This window comes from Photorhabdus sp. CRCIA-P01 (assembly GCF_003545805.1).
GTDB classification, from domain to species: Bacteria; Pseudomonadota; Gammaproteobacteria; order Enterobacterales; family Enterobacteriaceae; genus Photorhabdus; species Photorhabdus antumapuensis.
The window spans coordinates 228,863-250,128 of record NZ_NMQR01000003.1 but is presented as its reverse complement, the minus strand read 5'-3'; the positions used below and the strand labels follow the sequence as shown (position 1 = coordinate 250,128).

12 protein-coding genes are annotated in these 21,266 nt (G+C 40.4%); 5 read left to right on the top strand and 7 right to left on the bottom strand.

Annotation, left to right across the window (positions count from 1 at the left end; all coding sequences use genetic code 11):
- Positions 1–412 precede the first annotated feature (412 nt).
- The gene (locus D3222_RS03700) at positions 413–2,176 is read left to right on the top strand and encodes an acyl-CoA dehydrogenase family protein (RefSeq protein ID WP_118984915.1); all 1,764 of its coding nucleotides are present in this window, start codon (positions 413–415) and stop codon (positions 2,174–2,176) included.
- Positions 2,177–2,419: 243 nt separating this feature from the next.
- On the opposite strand, the gene D3222_RS03695 is transcribed toward D3222_RS03700, so the two are convergent.
- The 4 genes from D3222_RS03695 to D3222_RS03680 form a co-directional block, all read right to left on the bottom strand.
- Positions 2,420–3,208 carry an SDR family NAD(P)-dependent oxidoreductase gene (locus tag D3222_RS03695; protein ID WP_118984914.1) on the bottom strand — a complete coding sequence of 263 codons (789 nt, stop codon included), beginning with the start codon at positions 3,206–3,208 and terminating at the stop codon, positions 2,420–2,422.
- Positions 3,205–4,533: a cytochrome P450 gene (locus D3222_RS03690; protein ID WP_118984913.1), complete on the bottom strand. Its 1,329-nt coding sequence runs from the start codon at positions 4,531–4,533 to the stop codon at positions 3,205–3,207. Before D3222_RS03690 ends, D3222_RS03695 begins: the two co-directional genes overlap by 4 nt.
- A gap of 150 nt (positions 4,534–4,683) precedes the next feature.
- Complete coding sequence (locus tag D3222_RS03685; RefSeq protein ID WP_118984912.1) at positions 4,684–6,603, bottom strand: carbamoyltransferase C-terminal domain-containing protein; 1,920 nt, start codon at positions 6,601–6,603, stop codon at positions 4,684–4,686.
- Between the two features lie 28 nt (positions 6,604–6,631).
- Positions 6,632–9,895 carry an aminotransferase class I/II-fold pyridoxal phosphate-dependent enzyme gene (locus D3222_RS03680; RefSeq protein ID WP_118984911.1) on the bottom strand — a complete coding sequence of 1,088 codons (3,264 nt, stop codon included), beginning with the start codon at positions 9,893–9,895 and terminating at the stop codon, positions 6,632–6,634.
- 747 nt (positions 9,896–10,642) lie between these two features.
- Here D3222_RS03680 and D3222_RS03675 point away from each other — a divergent pair.
- The 4 genes from D3222_RS03675 (at position 10,643) to D3222_RS03655 (ending at position 15,917) form a co-directional block, all read left to right on the top strand.
- On the top strand, positions 10,643–11,584 hold the full coding sequence (locus D3222_RS03675; RefSeq protein ID WP_157975283.1) for a phosphatidylinositol-specific phospholipase C: 942 nt from the start codon (positions 10,643–10,645) through the stop codon (positions 11,582–11,584).
- A gap of 1,185 nt (positions 11,585–12,769) precedes the next feature.
- Positions 12,770–13,846 (top strand): Txp40, insecticidal toxin (previously name A24tox), encoded by a 1,077-nt coding sequence (locus D3222_RS03665; protein WP_118984908.1) that lies wholly within the window; start codon positions 12,770–12,772, stop codon positions 13,844–13,846.
- A 523-nt stretch (positions 13,847–14,369) separates the two neighbouring features.
- Positions 14,370–15,350 (top strand): virulence protein RhuM/Fic/DOC family protein, encoded by a 981-nt coding sequence (gene rhuM / locus D3222_RS03660; protein WP_118984907.1) that lies wholly within the window; start codon positions 14,370–14,372, stop codon positions 15,348–15,350.
- Positions 15,351–15,356: 6 nt separating this feature from the next.
- On the top strand, positions 15,357–15,917 hold the full coding sequence (locus D3222_RS03655; RefSeq protein WP_118984906.1) for a recombinase family protein: 561 nt from the start codon (positions 15,357–15,359) through the stop codon (positions 15,915–15,917).
- Between the two features lie 277 nt (positions 15,918–16,194).
- On the opposite strand, the gene D3222_RS03650 is transcribed toward D3222_RS03655, so the two are convergent.
- From D3222_RS03650 to D3222_RS03640, 3 genes are all read right to left on the bottom strand, one after another.
- Complete coding sequence (locus tag D3222_RS03650; RefSeq protein WP_118984905.1) at positions 16,195–17,361, bottom strand: cupin domain-containing protein; 1,167 nt, start codon at positions 17,359–17,361, stop codon at positions 16,195–16,197.
- A gap of 194 nt (positions 17,362–17,555) precedes the next feature.
- A complete protein-coding gene (locus D3222_RS03645; protein WP_232832389.1) occupies positions 17,556–20,453 on the bottom strand; it encodes a salicylate synthase in 2,898 nt (965 codons plus the stop codon).
- Positions 20,454–20,488: 35 nt separating this feature from the next.
- The gene (locus D3222_RS03640) at positions 20,489–21,265 is read right to left on the bottom strand and encodes a thioesterase II family protein (RefSeq protein WP_118984927.1); all 777 of its coding nucleotides are present in this window, start codon (positions 21,263–21,265) and stop codon (positions 20,489–20,491) included.
- Position 21,266: the final 1 nt, after the last annotated feature.

Here is a 21,266-nt window from a genome sequence, read left to right as displayed (position 1 = left end):
TTATTATATATGTAATTAATTTTTACTATTTATAAATGAATAAATTTTCAAAGTTATATTTACCGAATAGTAGATTATTTAAAGAGAATGCCGCTCGATTTTTGCGATCTGAGAGCTTGTTAGATAATCTCAAACGCCAATATCGCCATTCCTAAACACTCAATTTAAGCTTTTGTTTTTGCCGGTTTATTTTCCTTGTCTGAATAGAATAGAACACCTGTAGTAATTTTCACACGAAACTATTATTGTCAGTTTATGAAGCATGGGATTTAAGAAATTGACAGTCACTTCCGTTAATAATTTTCTTAAATTAAAAGTATATGTTTCCGACGTATCCCATTACACTATTAGATAACTAATATACAGATAGTTAACACAGATATTGTTATTCTAGTAAAGGTTTCGTCGATATATGAATAAATCATTATGCAATTCAGCGTCAAAATTAAAATCTTATTTATCCATAGGAGATATAGGGATATCTGATAGCCTTTTAGAAATACTTAAAAACAGTTGTGGTAGTTACCCATCACCAGTAAAAAAGTTCATAGAACTGCTTAAATATATTCAAAATAATAATATCCATATGACATCATTTAAGGAGTTAGTTGCCCTTCATGAACTTGTAGCCCCACATGATTCTGCTGTGGTTTCCATGATGTCAATTCATTTTAATTTAACCATAGGTACTATCGCTAACTTAGGAGTGCAAACGCCATATGTGGAAGATCTCTACCAAAAACTTTGTTCAGGTCGTGCTATTGGGGTATATCTGGCGACTGAATTGGCTCATGGGAATGATCTAATCGCAATCGAAACACAGGCTAATTATCTCCCGGAAAAAGGTGTATTCATATTGAATTCACCTAGCCCAAATGCATATAAATTTATGCCTAATACCACACCTTGTAAATTACCAAAAGTAGCTGTCATTTTAGCTCAGTTAAATGTATCAGGAAAGAAATATGGTATTTTTCCATTTATTCTGCCACTATCCGTAAATAGTAAATTAACTCCTGGCATTAAAATTACTCCACTTGGCGATAAGCCAGGATTTTATTTAGATAACGCAATCACCTCATTTAATAATGTTGAAATTCCTTTTGAAGGACTCCTTGCTGGCAATATGATAACGCTGACCAAGGATGGTAAAATATCATTGCATATTAAAGAATTAAGAGAAAGATTCTCGTTAATTACAGATAGAATACATTCAGGCAAGTTATGCATGGCAGTAAGCTCAGTTGCAGCAGCCAAATCAGCCCTTCATATAACCAACACATATGGAAATAAACGAAAAACATTCGGTTATTCAGGTGCTATGCCAATAATTAATTATTCTCATTTCAAAGAGGGTATTGCCTGGGATACTCTGAGTACGATTATTCACGCGTTATACTTAAAAGAATTAATAAGAAAAGTTTCAATTATATTATCAGAATCAGTTAAAAACTTTAAATTTAAAGATGAGCTACTTATTGAAATCATTACCGCTAAATCCCTATGCACATGGCGAACACAAGAAATATTAATTAATTGTCGTGAACGCTGCGGTGCCCAGGGATTATTTACGCTTAACAAGATATCCCCTTATCTAATATCTAATTTTGGTGCAATTACTTCAGAAGGGGACAATCTTGTATTATCACTAAAAGCCGGAGGGATGATCATTCTCAATAAGATGAAAGAAATAAACAAAACATCTTTCCAGCATAACCTATTTTCCATTTTGAATGATTATATGAATTTTTTATATAAAAAATTAAATAGACTAATAGTGAATAATAATAAGAAAATAAACTTAGACATGCTCAATAAGCATAGTGGAGATTTTCTAGAATTAAGCCAGACATATGCCGTTCTATCCGTGGTGACGACAACTATTGATACATACCACGATAATAATGATGATGATTTTGATATGATCATCGAAGGTTATCTTCTCGACTGGATTCATCGTACCATGAGCAATCTTCTAAAAAGTGAAGTGATCAATTTACAGGAATCTCAAAAAATAGACGAGAGACGCATCGAATATATACGTAAGCATGCAGAAAGAATCAATGATTATATTTCTAGTTTTGGCGTGGATAAGGCTGGAATTGAAACACCAATATCAAGTCATGATTATATCTCCTGGTATGCAGATAATCACCATCAAATAAAAAATAATTAATCATAAAACAGGTCTAAATGCGAGACATTGTCGTGAATATATAGAAAATTTCGGTGACCAGTTAAAAGGTCACCGTTAATGAAAGGGCGATTAACTATACCCTGATGAAGGGTATATACCTAATAGATTTCGAGTTGCAGCGCGGCGGCAAGTGAACGAATCCCCAGGAGCATAGACAACTATGTGACTGGGGTGAGTGAAAGTAGCCAACAAAGCAGCAGCTTGAAAGATGAAGGCTATATATTAGTTTCCCTTTAATGCAACAATATACTGTAACAATCGTGGAAAAAATCGATTAAGGTATACACCAATGACTTCTCTATTACCTCCGGGGTATATCTCTCTTTTTTCGCTAATGATTGCCTTAACAATTTTTCTGGCGCATAAATCGACTGGAATACCGTGTTCCAGTTCACTATCAATGCGTTGATAAGGCTCCCCATTTCCAGTGAGAGATCTGATAGTAATATCGGTATTAATAAAACCGGGGCAAACAAGTGTAACACTGATATTGTCTTTCATATGTTCAGCACGCAGAGACTCAAAAAAACCATGTAATGCATTCTTCGATGCTGCATAACCAGAGCGATTCGGAGTACCAAACTTACCCGCCACACTGGAGAGAACCACAAAATATCCACTTTTTTTCTCAATCATCGAAGGGAGTATAGTTAATGCTATGTTAACAATAGATAAAAAATTTAAATTCATCAATTTGTCATAGACAAAGAGCTGTGTGTCTGTGATTAAAGAGCGTTGACTGACGCCAGCAGTAAAAATGATACAGTCAATACTTCCCATCAGTTGAAGCACTTTATGCACCGCTTCTTTCGCTTCGTCATGATTTGTAATGTCGAAAGGGATAACATTTTCCTCCGGAAGATTAATTTCCGTCGCCAATTTTTTCAGCAAATCTTTTTTCCGGCTAGAAATGACTAGGTTTGTCGTATAAGAGTTAAGCTCTTTAACTAAGGCATGCCCAATCCCCATGGATGCACCAATTACCCAGATATTTTTTCCTGCCAAATTCATTTTATATCCTCCTCATCAGCCAGACACCGCCAAACACCATTAATACCCTTCACAGGTCTGATAGTAATACCTGCTTTTAGTTCCGGATATCCCTGATAACTTGTTTCGAAAAATCCTCTTTTACAAAACTCACCGATAATAATCGGTAAAACCATGCGAGCATAATTCATACCCAGACATATCCTGGGGCCGGCGCCAAAAGGAATAAAAGTACGGTTAAGCTTATGGCTGTATAGTTCACCGAGCCAACGCATAGGGATAAAGTCGTCAGCTTTTTCCCAGTAGTCTGGATGTCTCTGCAAACAATAAGGGGAAATAACCACCATTTTTCCTGCGGCGATCTTATATTCACCTATAGTGACATTTTCTTTAGCCGTCCGGGAAAAAGACCATACCGGAGGCAGAAGACGCATACTTTCATTAATAACCGCGTTGGTATATTTTAATTCGAAAATATCATTGGTCTTTTCCAATACAGCTTGGGTATATTCATCTTTAATAATTTTATGCCAGCGTTTATAGCGGGAAATGAAATAAAATGTCCAGGTGGCTGCGGATGCAATCGTTTCGTAAGACGTTAAAAAAAAGGTAAGTAATTGATTCTTTATCTCATCATGATCGGTTTCATTTTCCAAGATCATGTTTAACAGACAACCTTTCCCACTATGATTGTCATGATTTTTAATCATTTCAACAATTTGTCTGTCAAGTACGGATTTTTCCTTCCTGAATTTTAATGCAGAAAACGTAGGAATGTTAGGCGGCAGTTTAATAATCGCCTCAAGACGTTTAATGACATAATCAGAAGCATTTTCAAGCGCTATTGAAACGCTGTGCCTATTGATATCACTACTACTTTGTCCAAAGAGCGTTTTCAAGGCAATGTTCATGGAAAGATCAAGCATATCTTTGAATATGTCACGTCGATGCCCATCTAAAACAGTATTATGAGAAAAGTTCGTGACGATATCTTTTATCGGGGCGATCAACGTGTTTAAACTGGATATAGTGAAAGCATGCCTGGCATTATCGCGTTGTTTTTTCCATACCTCACCTTCTGTAGTGACCATCCCTTGGCCAAGCAATAACTCTAATTCGCGATAACTGGGGCTTTTAATAAAAAAATCTATCCTTTTTGCTAATATTTCTGCTACCCAGTCTGGGTTGTTAATGAAAATTATACTCTCCGGGCCCATTTTTATTGTGCAAATATCTCCATTCTCTCTTGCTGCATTAAGAAATAGTGATAAAGCATCCGATTTATAATCCAATATTGAACCAAGTAAAGGTAAACCTTTTACTTCCTTAATCTCTTTATAGTTCACGCTTTTACACTCCTTTTATACCCTTCATCTTTCAAGCTGCTGCTTTGTTGGCTGCTTTCACTCACCCCAGTCACATCGTTATCTATGCTCCTGGGGATTCATTCACTTGCCGCCGCGCTACAACTCGAAATCTATTAGGTATATATTTTATTAAAAATTGCCGATAATAAGAAAAGGCTTACGGATACCCGCTTTTTCGGCTTTCCCGCACTGATAATCGAAGTCGTGATACGCATGTTGCATCCGCTGCACTGTGGAATAACCATGAATGTTGAAAGAGGTGTTGATTAACGCTGCATAGCCAGTTTCATTTTCAACTTTCCGTAGCATTTCAATATCAACGTCTGATTTAACCACAAGCGGCCTGCCCGTGGTTCTACCATCATGTATTTTATGCATCACTCCCTCATATCTTTCTTCCGATATATTATCGTTATAACTTAGCGCAATAATCATGCCATGAAGTGAGCCTGTTACTCTGTTGACTTCTTTAATGTTAAAGAGAACCGGCAAGTTCTCTGATCTTAATACAGGGGCCATTGGCATATGGTCATCCCGGCCATTAAGAAGGTTAATTTCTTGTTTCAACTCACCAGTCGGTAAACACAGTGTAGAATTTGACATAAGTGCTCTGGGACCTAATTCCCCCCAGTTCTTTACTGTATTGACAATATATCCCTTACTCACATAGTGAGCGGTATTTTCAATAAAATCAGCTTGATTATCTGTATAAATGATATTCTTTGCATACTTACCGTTGTACGGCAAAGATAAATCACGCTTTAGCAATAACAGATTTACGCTTCTATTAGATAATGTATTATCAAGAATAACAGCGCCTGTCAGTGCATGCACAATATCACCAGCAAGGGGAGAGCAGCAGATATCTCCCTTTATACTATTCAGTAAAACATTATTGAGTTTGACATTGAAATGAACACCACCGCCAACAATCAGGTTTTCAACTTTTTCACTAGCAATGAATTTTACCAAATAGGTTTCTAAAAATTTGTTAGCAATATAGGAAGAAATAACACGGATCTCATATTGACTTAATCCATTTAAGTGCCGCAACAACCACAACGGCATTCTCACATGCTTCACGGCCATTTCCTGCATATATTTAACAGAAAAGCCATGTGAAAAATGCTGATGCGCGCTTTTTTCTAAAATAATTTCTGACGGAGACTTCTTTATCCCCAATAGGGTAACAGGCTTACGAGAACTGCTCCATTCAAGCCGGATTTTATTGCGTTCGTGGTAATACGCCTTTTTTTTAGAAAAGTTTTCATCATTAACACCAGGTAGGAAAGATTTGATATCACTTCTAATGGCTGATATCAAACCGCATTCCTTATTTGACAAAAAACCATCGGATAATTTTATGATAATTCGATTGAGTTTATTAAGTTTATTATCGTCTAACAGGCGTGTTATTTCCGTTTCGTAACCAAGTGACTTATATTCATCTTTCAACGGCGAAAAACCTGTATCGGCGTTGCATACTACACGGGCAAATAATATTCCGCATGAAAGATCTGCTGCGGAAATTCTTTTCACCCGTTGTAATGTCTTTATGCAATCTGCCAATGCTTTGTTTTTATCGATTATCACGGTATAGAGAGATGTCGATTCATAATCATCCCCCGTACCATCAGTAATCAATATATGATATTTTTTAGGTGGATTATTTTCTTTATGATGTTCCCAGGCTTCAATGATGCCATTTATCGCATGGGTAGCATGATGGTTTATTTTCAATTCATACAGCTTTACTCTTTTTATGAATTGCTCAAATATTTCTCTATCATTGCCACATAAAGCCTTTATAGTATGGTTATAATCAACCTCGCCAAGGAAATTAATAACATTCAATTCATCAATATCATATTTCATCAATTTCAATATTGTGTGGATGGGGACATATTCTCCACCTTTTGAGCGATTCTCTTTTTCATCTTCAATGGCAAACATATCATCGGCATTATTCCATATGACCGCTGAAGCATTATGCCCTAAAAAGAGACATGCGTTCTTATAATGCTCTCTTTTTTTTATCATCGTGCTCATTATTGGTTTCCATTATATCGAAAGTTAATTAAATGTGCTCTTTTATGATATTGAGAACTTTATTGATGTCCTCAACCGTGTGTCCATAGTTAATAAAAAAACGTAAACGAGCTTTATTCTCAGGTACGGCTGGATGCAAGATAGGTTGCACATTGATTAAATTCTCCCTCAACTTTTGATAAATATAGATACATTTATTCTCGGCGCCTATCATAAGAGGGATAACTGGGGTATCTTTACTTAATCCTGTATCTAGACCAAGTGAATTCGCTTTATTAACGAAATATTTTGATAATTTTTGTACTTCATGAACTCTGTACTTTTCCTTTTGTATCACTTTAATGGCGGTAAGCGCCGATGCGGCGGCAGCCGGTGGCATGCCCGTGGTATAAACAAAACCCGGCGTCGTATACCGTAGATAAGTTATAAAGGATCGCTGGCCCGCGATATAACCACCACAGCTTGCAAAGCTTTTACTAATTCCACCCATACAAATATCTATTTCAGATGGCATGACATCACAATGCTCGCAAACACCCCGTCCACTTTCTCCCAAAACCCCAATGGAAAGACATTCATCTACCATCAACAATACTTTATGCTTTTTCTTTATTTCAACAAATTTCTTCAAATCAGGAATATCGCCATCCATACTATAAGCACCTTCTATAAAGAGCATGACTTTCCTGTAATGTTTCCTTTTCTTATTAAGAAGTTCATCAGCCATTCGCCAATTATTATGCGCAAACGGCAACATATCCGCCTGAGACAATTTTCCGCCCTGGAGAAGGCTGTCGTGGCTATATTCATCGTACAAAATAAGATCGCCGCGCTGCATTAAATGACCAATAACGGTCACATTGCAAAAATTGCTGCTTACAAAAGTAATGGCGTCCTCATGACCGGTAAACTTCGCTATCTCTGCTTCCAGATCAACATGAACAGGGCGTTGACCCGCCACAATCCTTGCCGCGGAAGGGCTGGTGCCATATTTATTGATAGCTTCCATGGAGGCTGATTTAACCTCGGGATGTTGAGCCAAGCCAAGATAATTATGGTTAGAGAAATTGAGGTAGTTTTCCTCATTCATTACTGTATGAGAACCATTCACTCCTTCATGGGTTGTAAAGAAGGGGAGACTAACGCCTTTCATTGATTCGAGACGAGCCTCAATTTCTTTTACGCCTTTCAAATGTACAGGATTAAAGAACGCTTCGGGTATAGCATTAATATCTTCAAATACCTGATGATCACCTTCATTTTCTAGCTGACTCGTAATCTGCGTGCGCAACTCAGGCGACAGTTGGTTGTATCCGCTGATAAAATTGTAAATGGCTTCTAATTCATTTAAAAAAGACACCAAGTATTCATGGCGCTCAAAGATATCTGAAGGTAATTGGTGAGAGGTCAAATCTGAAAAATCGGCAAGCAAAGTCGCTTTCTGGAGTGAATCGATCCCGAGGTTATAGAGATGAATTTCTCCAGCCGTCATATCAGGCAGTGCTTCTCCCGTTTCTCGAATTAACCAGTTGTCAAACCAGTTTATAACGAAGGATCGATTCGTATCCTGATGGTTATTTTGCTGATCACGACTTGCAGACTGGGCATTCCATTCATCGATTACAGTTAACTTACCGGAAAGAAGCAATTCCTGCATGGCCTTGCGACGTACTTTACCACTTGATGTCTTGAGTATTCCGCCAGGCCGGATAAGAATAATTTTACTAACAGAGACCTCATGGTTATTAGTAATATTAACTCTTATTTTCTTCATTATTTCTTTGACATCGATTTTCTTAATGTCGCTTCTTTTTACTTCTTGTATGACGATAACCCCTTTTTCATCCGCAAAAGCGACACATCCCCCTGAAATAAGTGCAGTGTCAGATATCTGTGACGTATTTTCTATATCTTGGGGATAATGATTTTTTCCTCTGATAATAATGACGTCTTTTATCCTGCCACTAATATATAGATCTCCATCAAATAAAAATCCCAAATCGCCTGTTCGCAAATAAGGGCCTTTATTATCTGATGTATACTGATTGAATTCACTGCGGGTGGCATTCTCATTATTCCAGTAACCGTAAGTTACGGAAGGCCCTTTCAGCCAAATTTCGCCAACTTTACCTTCAGGTAATACGTCCGCCATATCAGTTTTGCAGATAATAATCTCTTGATTTTCGTATGGTTTGCCATGGCTGACCAATGTGATGTTACCATTCACGCTGTTGGCTTTAATAACGTTTCCTTCACTCAACGCTCTCGAATTAAAATTCTCTACTTTCATTCCGTGGTTATTAGTTACGGGCCCTGAAACATACAGGGTACTTTCCGCCAACCCATAACAGGGATAAAGAGCGTCCTTGTTAAAACCATAAGAGCTAAATCGTTCGGAAAAACGTTGAAGGATATCTGCTCTGATTGGCTCTGCTCCACTAAATGCATTCTTCCAATTTGAAAGATCAATAGACTCCAAATCCTTATCGCTTATTCTTTCAACACTTTGTTCATAGATAAAGTTAGGTCCGCCGGAAATGGTCGCTTTATATTTTGAAATGGCTTTTAACCACAGAGCGGGTTGCTGAATTACTGAAGTAGGCGGCATCAGTACAACTGGAACACCGCTATAGAAAGGCTGGAGTATACCACCTAATAAACCCATATCATGGTAGGGCGGAAGCCAAATGACGCCACAGCCCTCTTCTGAACATGCAAACCTGTTTTTTATTGCCTCCAGATTATTGATTAAATTTTCATAACCGACCATGACGCCTTTAGGCTCACCGGTTGAACCTGAGGTATACTGGAGCAATGCCAGATTCGATCCGCCACGGTAAGATGCATCTTCCTGGGCTTCTATCAATTCATTTGCTGATATTACCTTTACTTCATTAAAGCCGCTTTCTTTTGCAAATACTTCTTTTACTTTCTCACTCTGTTTTGAGGTCGTGATAACTAATCGGGCACCACTATCCATTATTATTTTCAGAATAGTATCCCAACCTCTTCCTTCGGGCCGGGCGCTATTCACTGGTACCGCGACCACACTTGAGTATAAGCACGCGGCTATTGTCTGAACAAAGAGTAGACCGGAAGGCAACATAACTATTACCCGATCGCCAGGCTGACAATATTGCTGTAAATAATAAGCGATACTTTTTTGACCCCGATGTAAATTATTCCAGCTTAATTGCTCTTCTTCTCTTTCTCCGTCAGAAAGGAACTTGAAAATTAACTCGTGAGCATTTTCCGATGCTCTTTTTTCAATCATTTGACAAATGATGTTCATTGATTAACCTTGTAGTGAAGCCCATGTTGATGATTCAATGTTCTTTAATTTAGAATGACACTTAAGAATATGTAAAGTGTTGTACATATTTAAGCTTGCAAAGAGTTTGAGGACTAGTGGAACGAAAACGATACGCTAAAATCGTCAGAACACCTTCATTAACTACTTGACTGGAGGCCGTATTTCTCCTTTCATCACGTGTCCAGACAGCGTAAACACTGCACCTTAAAATAGAAAAAGGGATAGATCTTTCTATTTTAAATATATAAATAATGGTTATATTATATATATTAATCGCGGTTACACCATGACCTTAAGATTGACGGTGAATAAGCCAAAAATATATTTGTACTATAATTTATTTTAAAAGATTTTTGATCTCAATATTTTCTTTAGATTGTTGATTACAACATCTAATATATTTATTGAATTACTAATTTATACCATGATTGAGATAATTAAAATAAAATCCAATATATTCATTTTGATTTGCCAAGTATAATAGGAGAAAATGATTTCCGGTCATTATTTTAATGACGGTAATGTCTGTTTATTCCATTATGATTAACCTTATAATATAATCACTATATTTTCTCAATAATCACCTGCCTTAATTGCCTATTATTAGTGAGCTTCCAACTTCTTCAGAATAGTAGCTATACTTGAGAATAATAATATCGCTCTATGCTCTATGTCATACGCTAAATACCTCTTAGATAACTTAAGTTAATATAGTGAGAAATGAATATGGATAATAACAGTAATAATATCGACGAAAAATTAAATATTGACCTTCAAACCGAAAGTTCGCTGTCAGGATGGGCTCCTAATGCTTGGATGGGACGATTACATGATGACAATCGACTTTTGAGTCATATCACTATTCCAGGAACACATGAAAGTTGTGCTCATAATGACATAATGGGGAATGGTCAATGCCAGGATTTGTCAATATCGGACCAATTGCAGTTAGGAATTCGCTATTTGGATATCCGATGTCATGCAAAGACGAATGATGGTGGATTTGTCATTGATGGCCATGAGGGCAGATGGATTTTCAAAACGTATCATGGAATTATCAATGAATACATTGTGTTCGGTTCGGTAATCAATGATTGCCAAAATTTTCTTAAAGCTAATCCATCTGAAACAATTCTGATGTGTATCAAGCAGGAGCAATCAACAGCATCAGACGAACTATTCGATGCTATTTTCAAGCATTACAAGGACAAATACTCTCCGCTCTTTCATGACGATAGCCAAATTCCAAAGCTTGGTGATGTCAGAGGAAAGGTTGTTGTCATCTCAAGGAATAAGGATTTGCCCGGGATCGCCTGGACATCAATGGATATTGAGGACCATTTTGATGACCCAGGGATGGAGGAAAAATATCATTTTGTCGTGGATCATCTCGAAAAGGCATCGAAGGATAGTGGGGATACTCTATATCTGACTAACACGAGTGCATACAGTGGCCTTGATGTCACTATTAATTATGCTACGTATATGCACAAACACCTTAAAGATTGGCTTGTTAACACCTACCAGCCTGCACACCCGGGCCACGATAAACCAACTCTAGGGATCGTAGCGATGGACTTTGTTGGCGGATGGGATAATGGCGATTTGGTTTCCCTACTTTATGAAGGCTGCAATTCTGACAGAATATATGAAATTTTGGGAAGCTAACGATATTGAAATTCAGTTGGTGAACCTAAAATTGCTGCCATCAATTACTGAGGTCTAAGTACAGCCTTGAAAGTGCTGTAGATGGCAAAGTGGGAGTAAAGCTGCAAATACCCGTTTAAAAAAATCAAATGTTGTATTTTGCAGCTTCGCTCCCATTAGGCTAGATTATGGTCACTGAGCCTAGTTGGTGCAATCGTCTCAATTGTTCGCACCCATTTCTTTTTCGATTTCGGCCACCCGTTCCTTAAGCTTTTGGGAACGGTTCTGGAAATTCTTAATGGCGACCAGATACTGGTTAGTGCCAATGTAAAGGTCACCATTTCTATTGAAGTAAATGCCGCCATACTCATGACAATATGTGCAGCGGGAACATGGTGTAGTTCTTCTTTTCGCATGGGGACTACATGATCGAATGGATTCATAGTTGGGCCTGTATTTTTGTTAGATTGTTAACTCCCAATCCCGACATTCAGGATTGGAATGTTCAAGTTTTAGGTCAGACACTCAAATGATGTATAAAGACTAGAAGCCCGTTATGGAATGTCAAGAATCGTTGGATGGTATTAGGAAGATTCCTTGATAAAGTTATTAAACATATAATTAGCTTTTCATCATTTTTGATACGAATTCCATGAGTGCAACTGACCACCATTCTGAAAAATTGCGCTTATTAGTCGAATCCAGCTATAACTAATAAATATATAAAAACGTAAATCTTATTTACAAAATTAACTCACTTTTATAAAAAATCGAAAAATATTTACCATCGCTTAAATTATTTAACATAAAATCCACATCAAGCAGTTTTATTTTTTTTGCTTATCATTAGCGGCAGCACCCCAAAAAATAGATAGATCTCATTCTGTTTCATTCGTGGATATTGTCGCGGGAAGAGCCCTGACAAACAGGCTCGGGCTACAAAGATTTAATTAGAATTGAATCACTCATGTCTATAATATAATCAAAATTAAGTTATTTATCAGTGCTTGACACAATAGAGGTGCTATGCTACTTATATGTCAAGCAATCATATAAATAACTATTCTTTATACTTAAGGATATTATCGAGAGAAAATAAGCCTGATGCTTCAATTAAAGCAGTTAAGAAACGGCAACGCCGGAAATCAACGCTGCAATTTATATTATTATTTATTTCAATAAACACCAACATGATGGGAAAATATAATGACTGAAAATACACGAGTACAATTAACTTCTGATGATAGAAGTGGATATCCACCTATTGAAAAGCAAATAGCAGGAGATATAATACGTATACTAAACTTTAAGCAAACAGATGAAGGTCATACAGCGGCATATGGAATTGAATATCGAGCCAAGAAAATAATATTAGCATACGCTTTATCTGTAAGTGGTATTCATAATGTATCTCAACTTCCAGAGGACTATTATAATAATAAAGATACTGCGGATAGAATTTATCAAGAATATATGTCTAATCTTGACTCTTCACTATTAGATGAGAATGGTGATCAAATCGCTAAAGATATGGCAAACGGTTTTTACAAGAACGAACTGGATTTTGAAGGTGAACATCCTGAAAATACTTGGGATGTTCCTAGTCTTGAAAATAAACCATTAAGTGCTTATTTAGATGAAGATAAATTATTAGCACTATATTTTTTCGCTTCACAGGAAATCCCACTGGAGGAAAATCAACAATCAAACGCCGCAAGATTTTTTAAATTAATTGATTTTTTATTTATCTTATCTGCTGCAACATCACTAGGAAAGAGTATTTTTTCAAAAAATTTTTACAGTGGACTAGAAACTAAATCATTAGAAAATTATATTGCGAGAAAAAAACTTTCTAAACCTTTCTTTCGACCACCACAGAAGTTACCTGATGGAAGAATAGGTTATCTGGCCGGTCCAACAAAACCACCTAAATTGCCTCCAATAGCACCGTCTACGTCTACATTGAACCCAACAGCACCGTCTAATTGGAGAGTTAGTTTGCAAAAACTGAGAGATAACAAATCTGGGAATGGATTTGCTAATATGGATGCTGCTGCAAAACAAAAATATAGCTCATTTATAAAAGAGGTGCAAAAGGGTAATGATCCAGCTACAGCAGCAAAAAATATTGGTACAGCAAGCGGAAGTAACTTCGAAAAACTGAAAGGTAGGGATTTATTTAGTATAAGGCTAAGCCAAGAACACAGGGTAACATTCATCAAAAATGACCCTGACAAAATAATCGAGATTCAAAGTGTTGGAACCCATTATAAAAATGTGTAGCCTGATTTATATACCTAATAGATTTCGAGTTGCAGCGCGGCGGTAAGTGAACGAATCCCCGGGAGCATAGATAACTATGTGACCGGGGTGAGTGAGTGCAGCCAACAAAGCAGCAGCTTGAAAGATGAAGGGTATAGATGGTGATAATACCTTTCCTTAGCGGTGACCGCCTGGGCGGTCACCGAATTCACTTACGTTACGGCCTGCATACTCGCTGAATCACTAAAATGATCCTATACACCAGAGGCTTCAACCGCTTTGTTACCGCCACGACTGCTCTGATTACTACCGGCTGGAACGAAAATTGCCGGGCGGGATTCGCACCCACTGAAAGACCGTGCCTGTGCACGGCGCACAAAAAATAGTACGCTAAGCCATGAGTGTCAGTTTGAACCATACCTATCCTGATGGCAGTTTTGCCAAGTAAAACATGTCAGAATAAACCCAATTATGCATTAATTGACATCTATTGAAGAGGATCATAGAGTCTTTCCTGACACTTCAGAACACAAAAGGCAATGAGATGGGCGAACTTGTCATTTATCAACCAAGCAATGGGGATAAAGTTTCAGTAAGGCTAGAAGGCGATACACTTTGGCTCACACAACGGCAACTGGCGGAAATTTTAGCAACATCGACTGATAACATTGGCCTGCACCTCAAAAACATTTATGCCAGTGGTGAATTGACGGAAATAGCAACTACCGAGGATTTCTCGGTAGTTCAACAAGAGGGGCATCGATCCGTTTCCCGAAAAATAAAACATTATAATCTTGATGCCATCATTTCTGTCGGCTACCGCGTTAATTCGAAACGGGGTACGTTATTTCGTCAATGGGCGACCAGTGTTTTACGCGACCATTTGATACAAGGATGGTCGCTGGATCGCACCCGTTTCGAACGCAACGCAGCCGAACTGGAGGCTGCATTGGCATTAGTCAGGAAGACTGCGCAATCTCCCAGTCTCATTGTTGAAACAGGCAAAGGTTTGGTTGAAATTGTCAGCCGTTATATTCAAACCTTCTTGCTATTGCAACGCTACGATGAAGGTTCATTGGCTGAACCCAAGGGAACAACGGGGGGGCTTATGCCGTCTATTGACGAAGTCAGACGTTCCATCGCTGGGTTGAAAGCGGATCTTATGTCACGGAATGAGGCCAGTGAGCTTTTTGGTCTGGAGCGCGGTGATGCACTCGCAGCTATTCTCGGCAACCTGGACCAGTCCGTATTCGGTGAGCCTGCTTATCCAACCATTGAACGTAAAGCGGCACATCTACTGTATTTCGTCATCAAAAATCATCCTTTGTCTGATGGTAACAAACGTACTGCTGCTTTTTTATTTGTTGACTTCCTCAGCAATAACAACGCACTGATACGAGATGGACAACCGGTTATAAACGACATCGGACTCGCTGCGTTGACGTTGCTTATCGCAGAATCAGCACCAACGCAAAAAGAAACAATGACCCGTTTGATTGAAAACATGCTGGTCGGTGTAAGGTAAATCTGCATGAAAGGACAGCGCATTGGCTACATCCGGGTAAGCACTTTCGACCAAAACCCGGAACGACAACTGGAAGGGATTCAGGTTGACCGAATTTTTACCGATAAGGCGTCGGGAAAGGACGTGAAACGCCCGCAACTGGAGTCACTTATCAGTTTCGCACGTGAGGGTGACACCGTAGTGATTCATAGTATGGATAGACTAGCGCGTAATCTCGACGATCTGCGTTATATTGTACAAGCACTGACACGGCGTGGTGTACTCATCGAATTTGTCAAAGAACATCTTTGTTTTACCGGGGAAGATTCACCGATGGCAAACCTGATGTTGTCTGTCATGGGAGCGTTTGCCGAATTCGAACGTGCGTTGATCCGCGAGCGACAACGCGAAGGTATTGCACTTGCTAAGCAACGTGGGGCTTACCGAGGGCGTAAGAAAGTACTTGAACCAGATCGCCGTGCCGAACTACGGCGCCGCGCCGCTGCCGGTGAAAAGAAAACGCAATTGGCGCGGGAGTTCGGTATCAGCCGCGAAACACTCTATCAATACCTGAAAATGGATAACTGACTATGCCGCGCCGCTCAATTCTTTCCGACAATGAGCGAGCCAATTTGCTTGCTATGCCTGAAAACCAAGGATGATTTGATCCGTTTTTATACCTTCAACGAGTCTGATAGGAGAGCATAAAAATGTGTAGGACAGACCGGGTAACTCATTCAAGCTCTCTGATAAGCACGTTTAGATGCTCATTTTATCGCTCAATGAATAAAGTACCCCAAGGTTTTTTATGCTCTCCTGAAAGATAACGGGTATAGGTTTCTTCAATACACCACGGTGTAATATATCAAGTCCTACGGCGTGATATAACTAACTTATCCTTAGGACGGTCCACCCAATCGGAGGGCTTATTGTTGAAGTTATCCGCCAGCAAATAAGACGGAGTTTTAGCTAACCAATCAGAGAGCGAAATATCTTGGTAGATACCGTTATCTAGCACAACCAGTACTTGAAGATCTTCATTGCCAATATTTTCGATATAGTGACCAAATCCCTGTGGCACATAACCAACGTCGGTTGGCCCATATTTTGCGGTTTGTGCGTGTCCATGGGAACTAAACACGGTCATACGTCCTTTGCCTGAAATGTAGTATTGCCACTCGTTGGCATTAGGATGCCAATGCAGCTCACGTATTGCGCCAGGTTTGATGGTCTCTATGAGGCCGGTGATCGTGGTGGAAATGGGAAATTCCTTCGATGATGCCCGATAAATACTTCCTGAGTCGTTCTCGAAGAAGGGTTTATTTTTCAAGAGTTCATAACGGTGGGTAAGGGGAGCATCGTTCAATCCTCCATCGTCAGCAGGTAGAGGAAGTTTTGGCGGTATAGCGCCACCAACGATGTAAGCTTCACCCTGTTTAATGTTAGAAAAAACGGATGCCGGCATGTTGACACTTTTCTCAAGCACCTCTTTCGGCATATGCGTTATCCAATCAGTAATGCTGAAAGTGCCAAATTCGGAGAAGTGCCCGTCATCAAAAGTCAGAATAAAATGTGCGCCATCTTCAAGCGCCTGAATGGAATGACCATGACCTTTAGGGAAATACCATACATCGCCGGGACCAAAATCGGCTACTTCACTTTTACCCTCCGGATCAATAATGGTAATACGTGCATGACCTTCAAGCATATATGCCCATTCAGCGGCAACAGCATGCCAATGAAGTTCACGGGCACCACCCGGTTTAAGTAACATATCAACACCAGCAATCCCTTCAGATATCGGGAATTGTTCTACCGTGGCTTCCCGTGCCCATCCATTTTCCAATACCCGTTTTTTGCTATCGGTAAATTTATATTTATACACACTTTTGGCATTTATTGGCGATTTATTATCGCCAACAGTGACTGTATTCTGATGGTCCTCAGCAACAGCAGCTTTAATCATACCGCCCATGCTAGCGGCAGCCGCGCCAATTGCGGATGCCTTCAAGATATCACGACGAGAGAACATATCTATTGCCTCCAATTAATTAATGGATACCAGCAAGAATAGTTGCAACCTAATATCTATCCATTTGATTTTTTTTAAATTAATGATTGTCACGGAAGGAAAATCAGAGGTGACTTACTTAAGCATAGTAGAAAATTAGTCGTCCAGGGAAAATCAGAGGTAACTCTGATTTTCCCTGAAGTGTTGTTATTCTTTTACTCTTTTTGGCCGGAGTAAGGGCGAACGTATTTCATAATGCAGTCAAGTTTTTCGCAGGTTTCCTGCCATTCTCTTTCTGGTTTTGAATCTCTGACTAACCCGGCGCCCGCCTGGAGCCAACAGCGCCCTTGATGCTGATAGAGAGAACGTAATACCAGCGCCGCATCCAGTTTTCCTGAGCTATCCAACAATATGACACAACCGCTATAAAGTCGGCGTGGTTCTCCTTCATAACGTGAAATTGCTTGTAAAGAAGGTTTCTTCGGTATTCCCGAAGCGGTTACCGCCGGGAATAAGGCGATGAACGCATCCCAACGATTTTTGTCTGTTTGTAGTAATCCTTTTACCCGAGATGCCAAATGTTGTACTGAACCCCGTTCACGAATCGCCATAAACTCTGACACACAAAGTGTGTCAGCCTGACAAATCGGCGCCAGCTCCTCTAATGCCAATTTAGCCGAAACAGCGTGTTCGGAGATCTCTTTCGGGTCAGAAAGCAAATCTGCTCTCAACCGTCGATCCTGATCTTTATCATGTGTCAATGCTCTGGTTCCAGCCAATGGTTGCGTGCTGACCCAACCTGAACCATCCGCTTCAACTACGGTTTCCGGGCTAAAACCATAAACAGAGAAATCTTCATCACGTAAGAAGAAAGAGCGGGCAGGCGTGTTAGCCTGGCGGCCTAACCAGTAACTGTGTGGCATGTCAATATCCGAGCTAAGTTCAACCCGACGTGACAGGATCACTTTTTGGTAGTGGCCCGAGGCAATGTCCTTAACCGCATTGGCGACGTTATCCTGATAACGTTTCGCCGCGTCCGATGTATTGATAATTTCCATATCTTCTGTACATGAGAAAACAGGCGGGCCTAATTGATCAGCCCGTCTAATTTTCTCCCTCAATATGGCGAGCTGACTCTCTTCGAGAGTTCGTATCAGAACCTGTCCTTGAGTTATACGTAATTCATGCTGCGGAATAGTGATTTTTATTAACGCTTCGTTTTGTTGTGCTAATGGCAACCCATAGGTCATATGGGAGAATTCAAATAAAGTTCTTCCATAGGCCCGCCAGTCCTGAATGGGAAGGGCATTGAGCACCTGTTCAAGCTTTTGGCTCAATGTGCTGATATCGTATGGATGACGATTACCTTGTGGATCAATCAATTGTCCCGATGCATCCGCACTGATAGTCTCTGCACAGCCTATCCCCAGTGACCATTCACCTTTCACTTCATAGAGCATATAAGGTTGTGCCTCGTCATCTGAAAGCAAATGCGTGATCAAATCTAACGGAGTGTTGGTAATAACAACAGTTTGCTCATGATATTGCCGCATTGGGCGGCCATGTTCCGCTTGTGCCATCTGTACCAAGCGGCGTTTATCAATTTTTCCCACGGTAGTGAGGGGCCAATGTGGGACAAACAACCATTGATCAGGGATTTTATGACGCTGAACCCCTTTCTGTTGTAGAAATGACTCTATCTGCATCGTTTCTGGTCGACTGCCATTCTTAGGCAAGCAGGCACAAATCCGTTCACCCAACAGTTCATCAGGCACGGAAATGACAACGGCATCATCAATGTCAGGATGTTGCAGCAACAAAGTTTCAACTTCTTGGGTCGAAATTTTCTCACCACTGCGATTAATCTGCTCTTTAATTCTGCCCTCAACGATCAGGTTGCCATCTGAGGTCATACGAACTAGATCGCCGGTACGATAGAATCCATCGGGGGTAAAAGCCACGGTATTATGCAGCTCTGCGCGGTAATATCCCATAATGGTGTAGGGACCATATGTAATAAGCTCTCCTACCTCACCGGGTGCCACCGGTTGCAAATTGGCATCAACAATTTTGATCTCATCTTCTTCTGATAACGGACGCCCTTGGGTATTAATGATGACCTCGTAGGGATCATCCAACCGGGTATAACAAAGTAATCCTTCCGCTGTACCAAACACCTGCTGCAAAGGCCCAAGGCGTGCTATTACTTGTTCCGCTAGTTCTGGTGTCAACCTGCCACCACCCACTTGCAAACAGCGTAGGGATGAAAGATCGCTTTGTTCCCAGTCGCGGGCCTGTTCCCAGAGCCGAGCCAGAGCCGGTACTAATGCTAGATGGGTCACTTTGTGTTGCTCGATTAGCGGCATGGCCTCATCAAAACTGGCGGTATCGCTCAGAAGGACACTTCCGCCCTGGGAAAGGGTACCCAAAATACCGGGACTTCCTAGTGTGAAATTATGTGCCACGGGCAGTACGGCGAGATAAACACTTTCTGTATTTACCGCGCACAGACGGGCTGACAGCACAAAATCATAGGTATAAGCATCGTGAGTACGTGGAATTAATTTCGGTGTACCGGTTGTTCCGCCCGAAAGCAGCAATACGGCAATATCACCATAACTTGGACCGGGAATATTTACCGGTTCATCATCAATGGATGCCAATGCGGTAAATTCTTCCGCTTCTCCATCAACAATAATGTGTTTTAGATCGGGACAAGACGCCGCAATTTCTCGTGCCATTTTTCGGTAGTCAAAATCATGGATGCAATCGGGGATAATGTAAGCAACCGGGCGGGCAATCTGGCAAAGGGCATGAACATCATATGTCCGCTGTGTCGGCATTAATAACACCGGATGAGCACCTAATCTAAACAGAGCAAAACAGGTAACGACAAAGGAGATACGGTTAGGCAGTTGTACCATAACGTTATCCCCACGACGGATCCCACGACGAAATAATCCGCTGGCTAATCTCTCTGCGGATTGGTGCAATTCACGGTAAGTTAGTTGTTGTTCTTGATAGATCAGCGCTGTTTTATCGCCCCAAATACCAGACCACCCGGCAAGTTGTTGGTCCAGCGTTTTGCCATTCCAAAGATAGTCTGGCGTCATAGTAAGTGTTTTCCCTGGAATAGAAAAAGGTGCCATTATGCGAACTCCTGTAAATAGACATATTGTATAAATTGCGTAATGTGACGAATAAAACTCTCAGGTTCTTGAGTAATATAAAAATGGTCGCCAACAACCTCCTTGTAGCGATATGAAAGATGTTGCTCTCCGTCTGCCAGCCATTGCTGCCACTGTTGAACTTCTATCGCGGAAGCCTCCTTGTCTTCACTACCATAAAGCAGCAATGTTGGTGTTTGCAGTTTTACAACGTCAGTCTGCATGACTCGGTGATAATGTTCCGTAGCAAAGAAATCAGCCCGTAGCATCGGTAAGAACAGCGCAAGCAAGCCAGGATCTTCTCGCAAAATCGGGCTACAACCGCCGATATCAATCAATTGTTCAAGAAACTCACGATCAGGTAATCCGCTAAGTTGGCGGCAAGATTGAAGATGAGGTGCATGGCACCCCGAAAGTACCAGCGCTTTGGGTGAACAGTTTTGTTGCTCAAGGCGTTGGCAAGTTTCAAAAGCAACTTGTGCCCCCATACTGTGGCCGACAAGTATCAGGTTTTCTCTCTGTGCGGGGGTGAATGACACCATCAGGTCAGACAGTGATTGCGCCAATGGCGCAATGCTGGTGGCAGCCTTTTCCGCCATGCGGCTGTCTCGTCCGGGGTAAATGACCAGCGAAACCGCTATATCTAAATTCTCCAGTGTGGGCCAGTGCCGGAATGCGCTGGTACTGCCCCCGGCAAAGGGGCAGATTAACAGCGTGTATTTGGGTTTGCCGTGAGTCGTCAGGCACGGACGAATCATC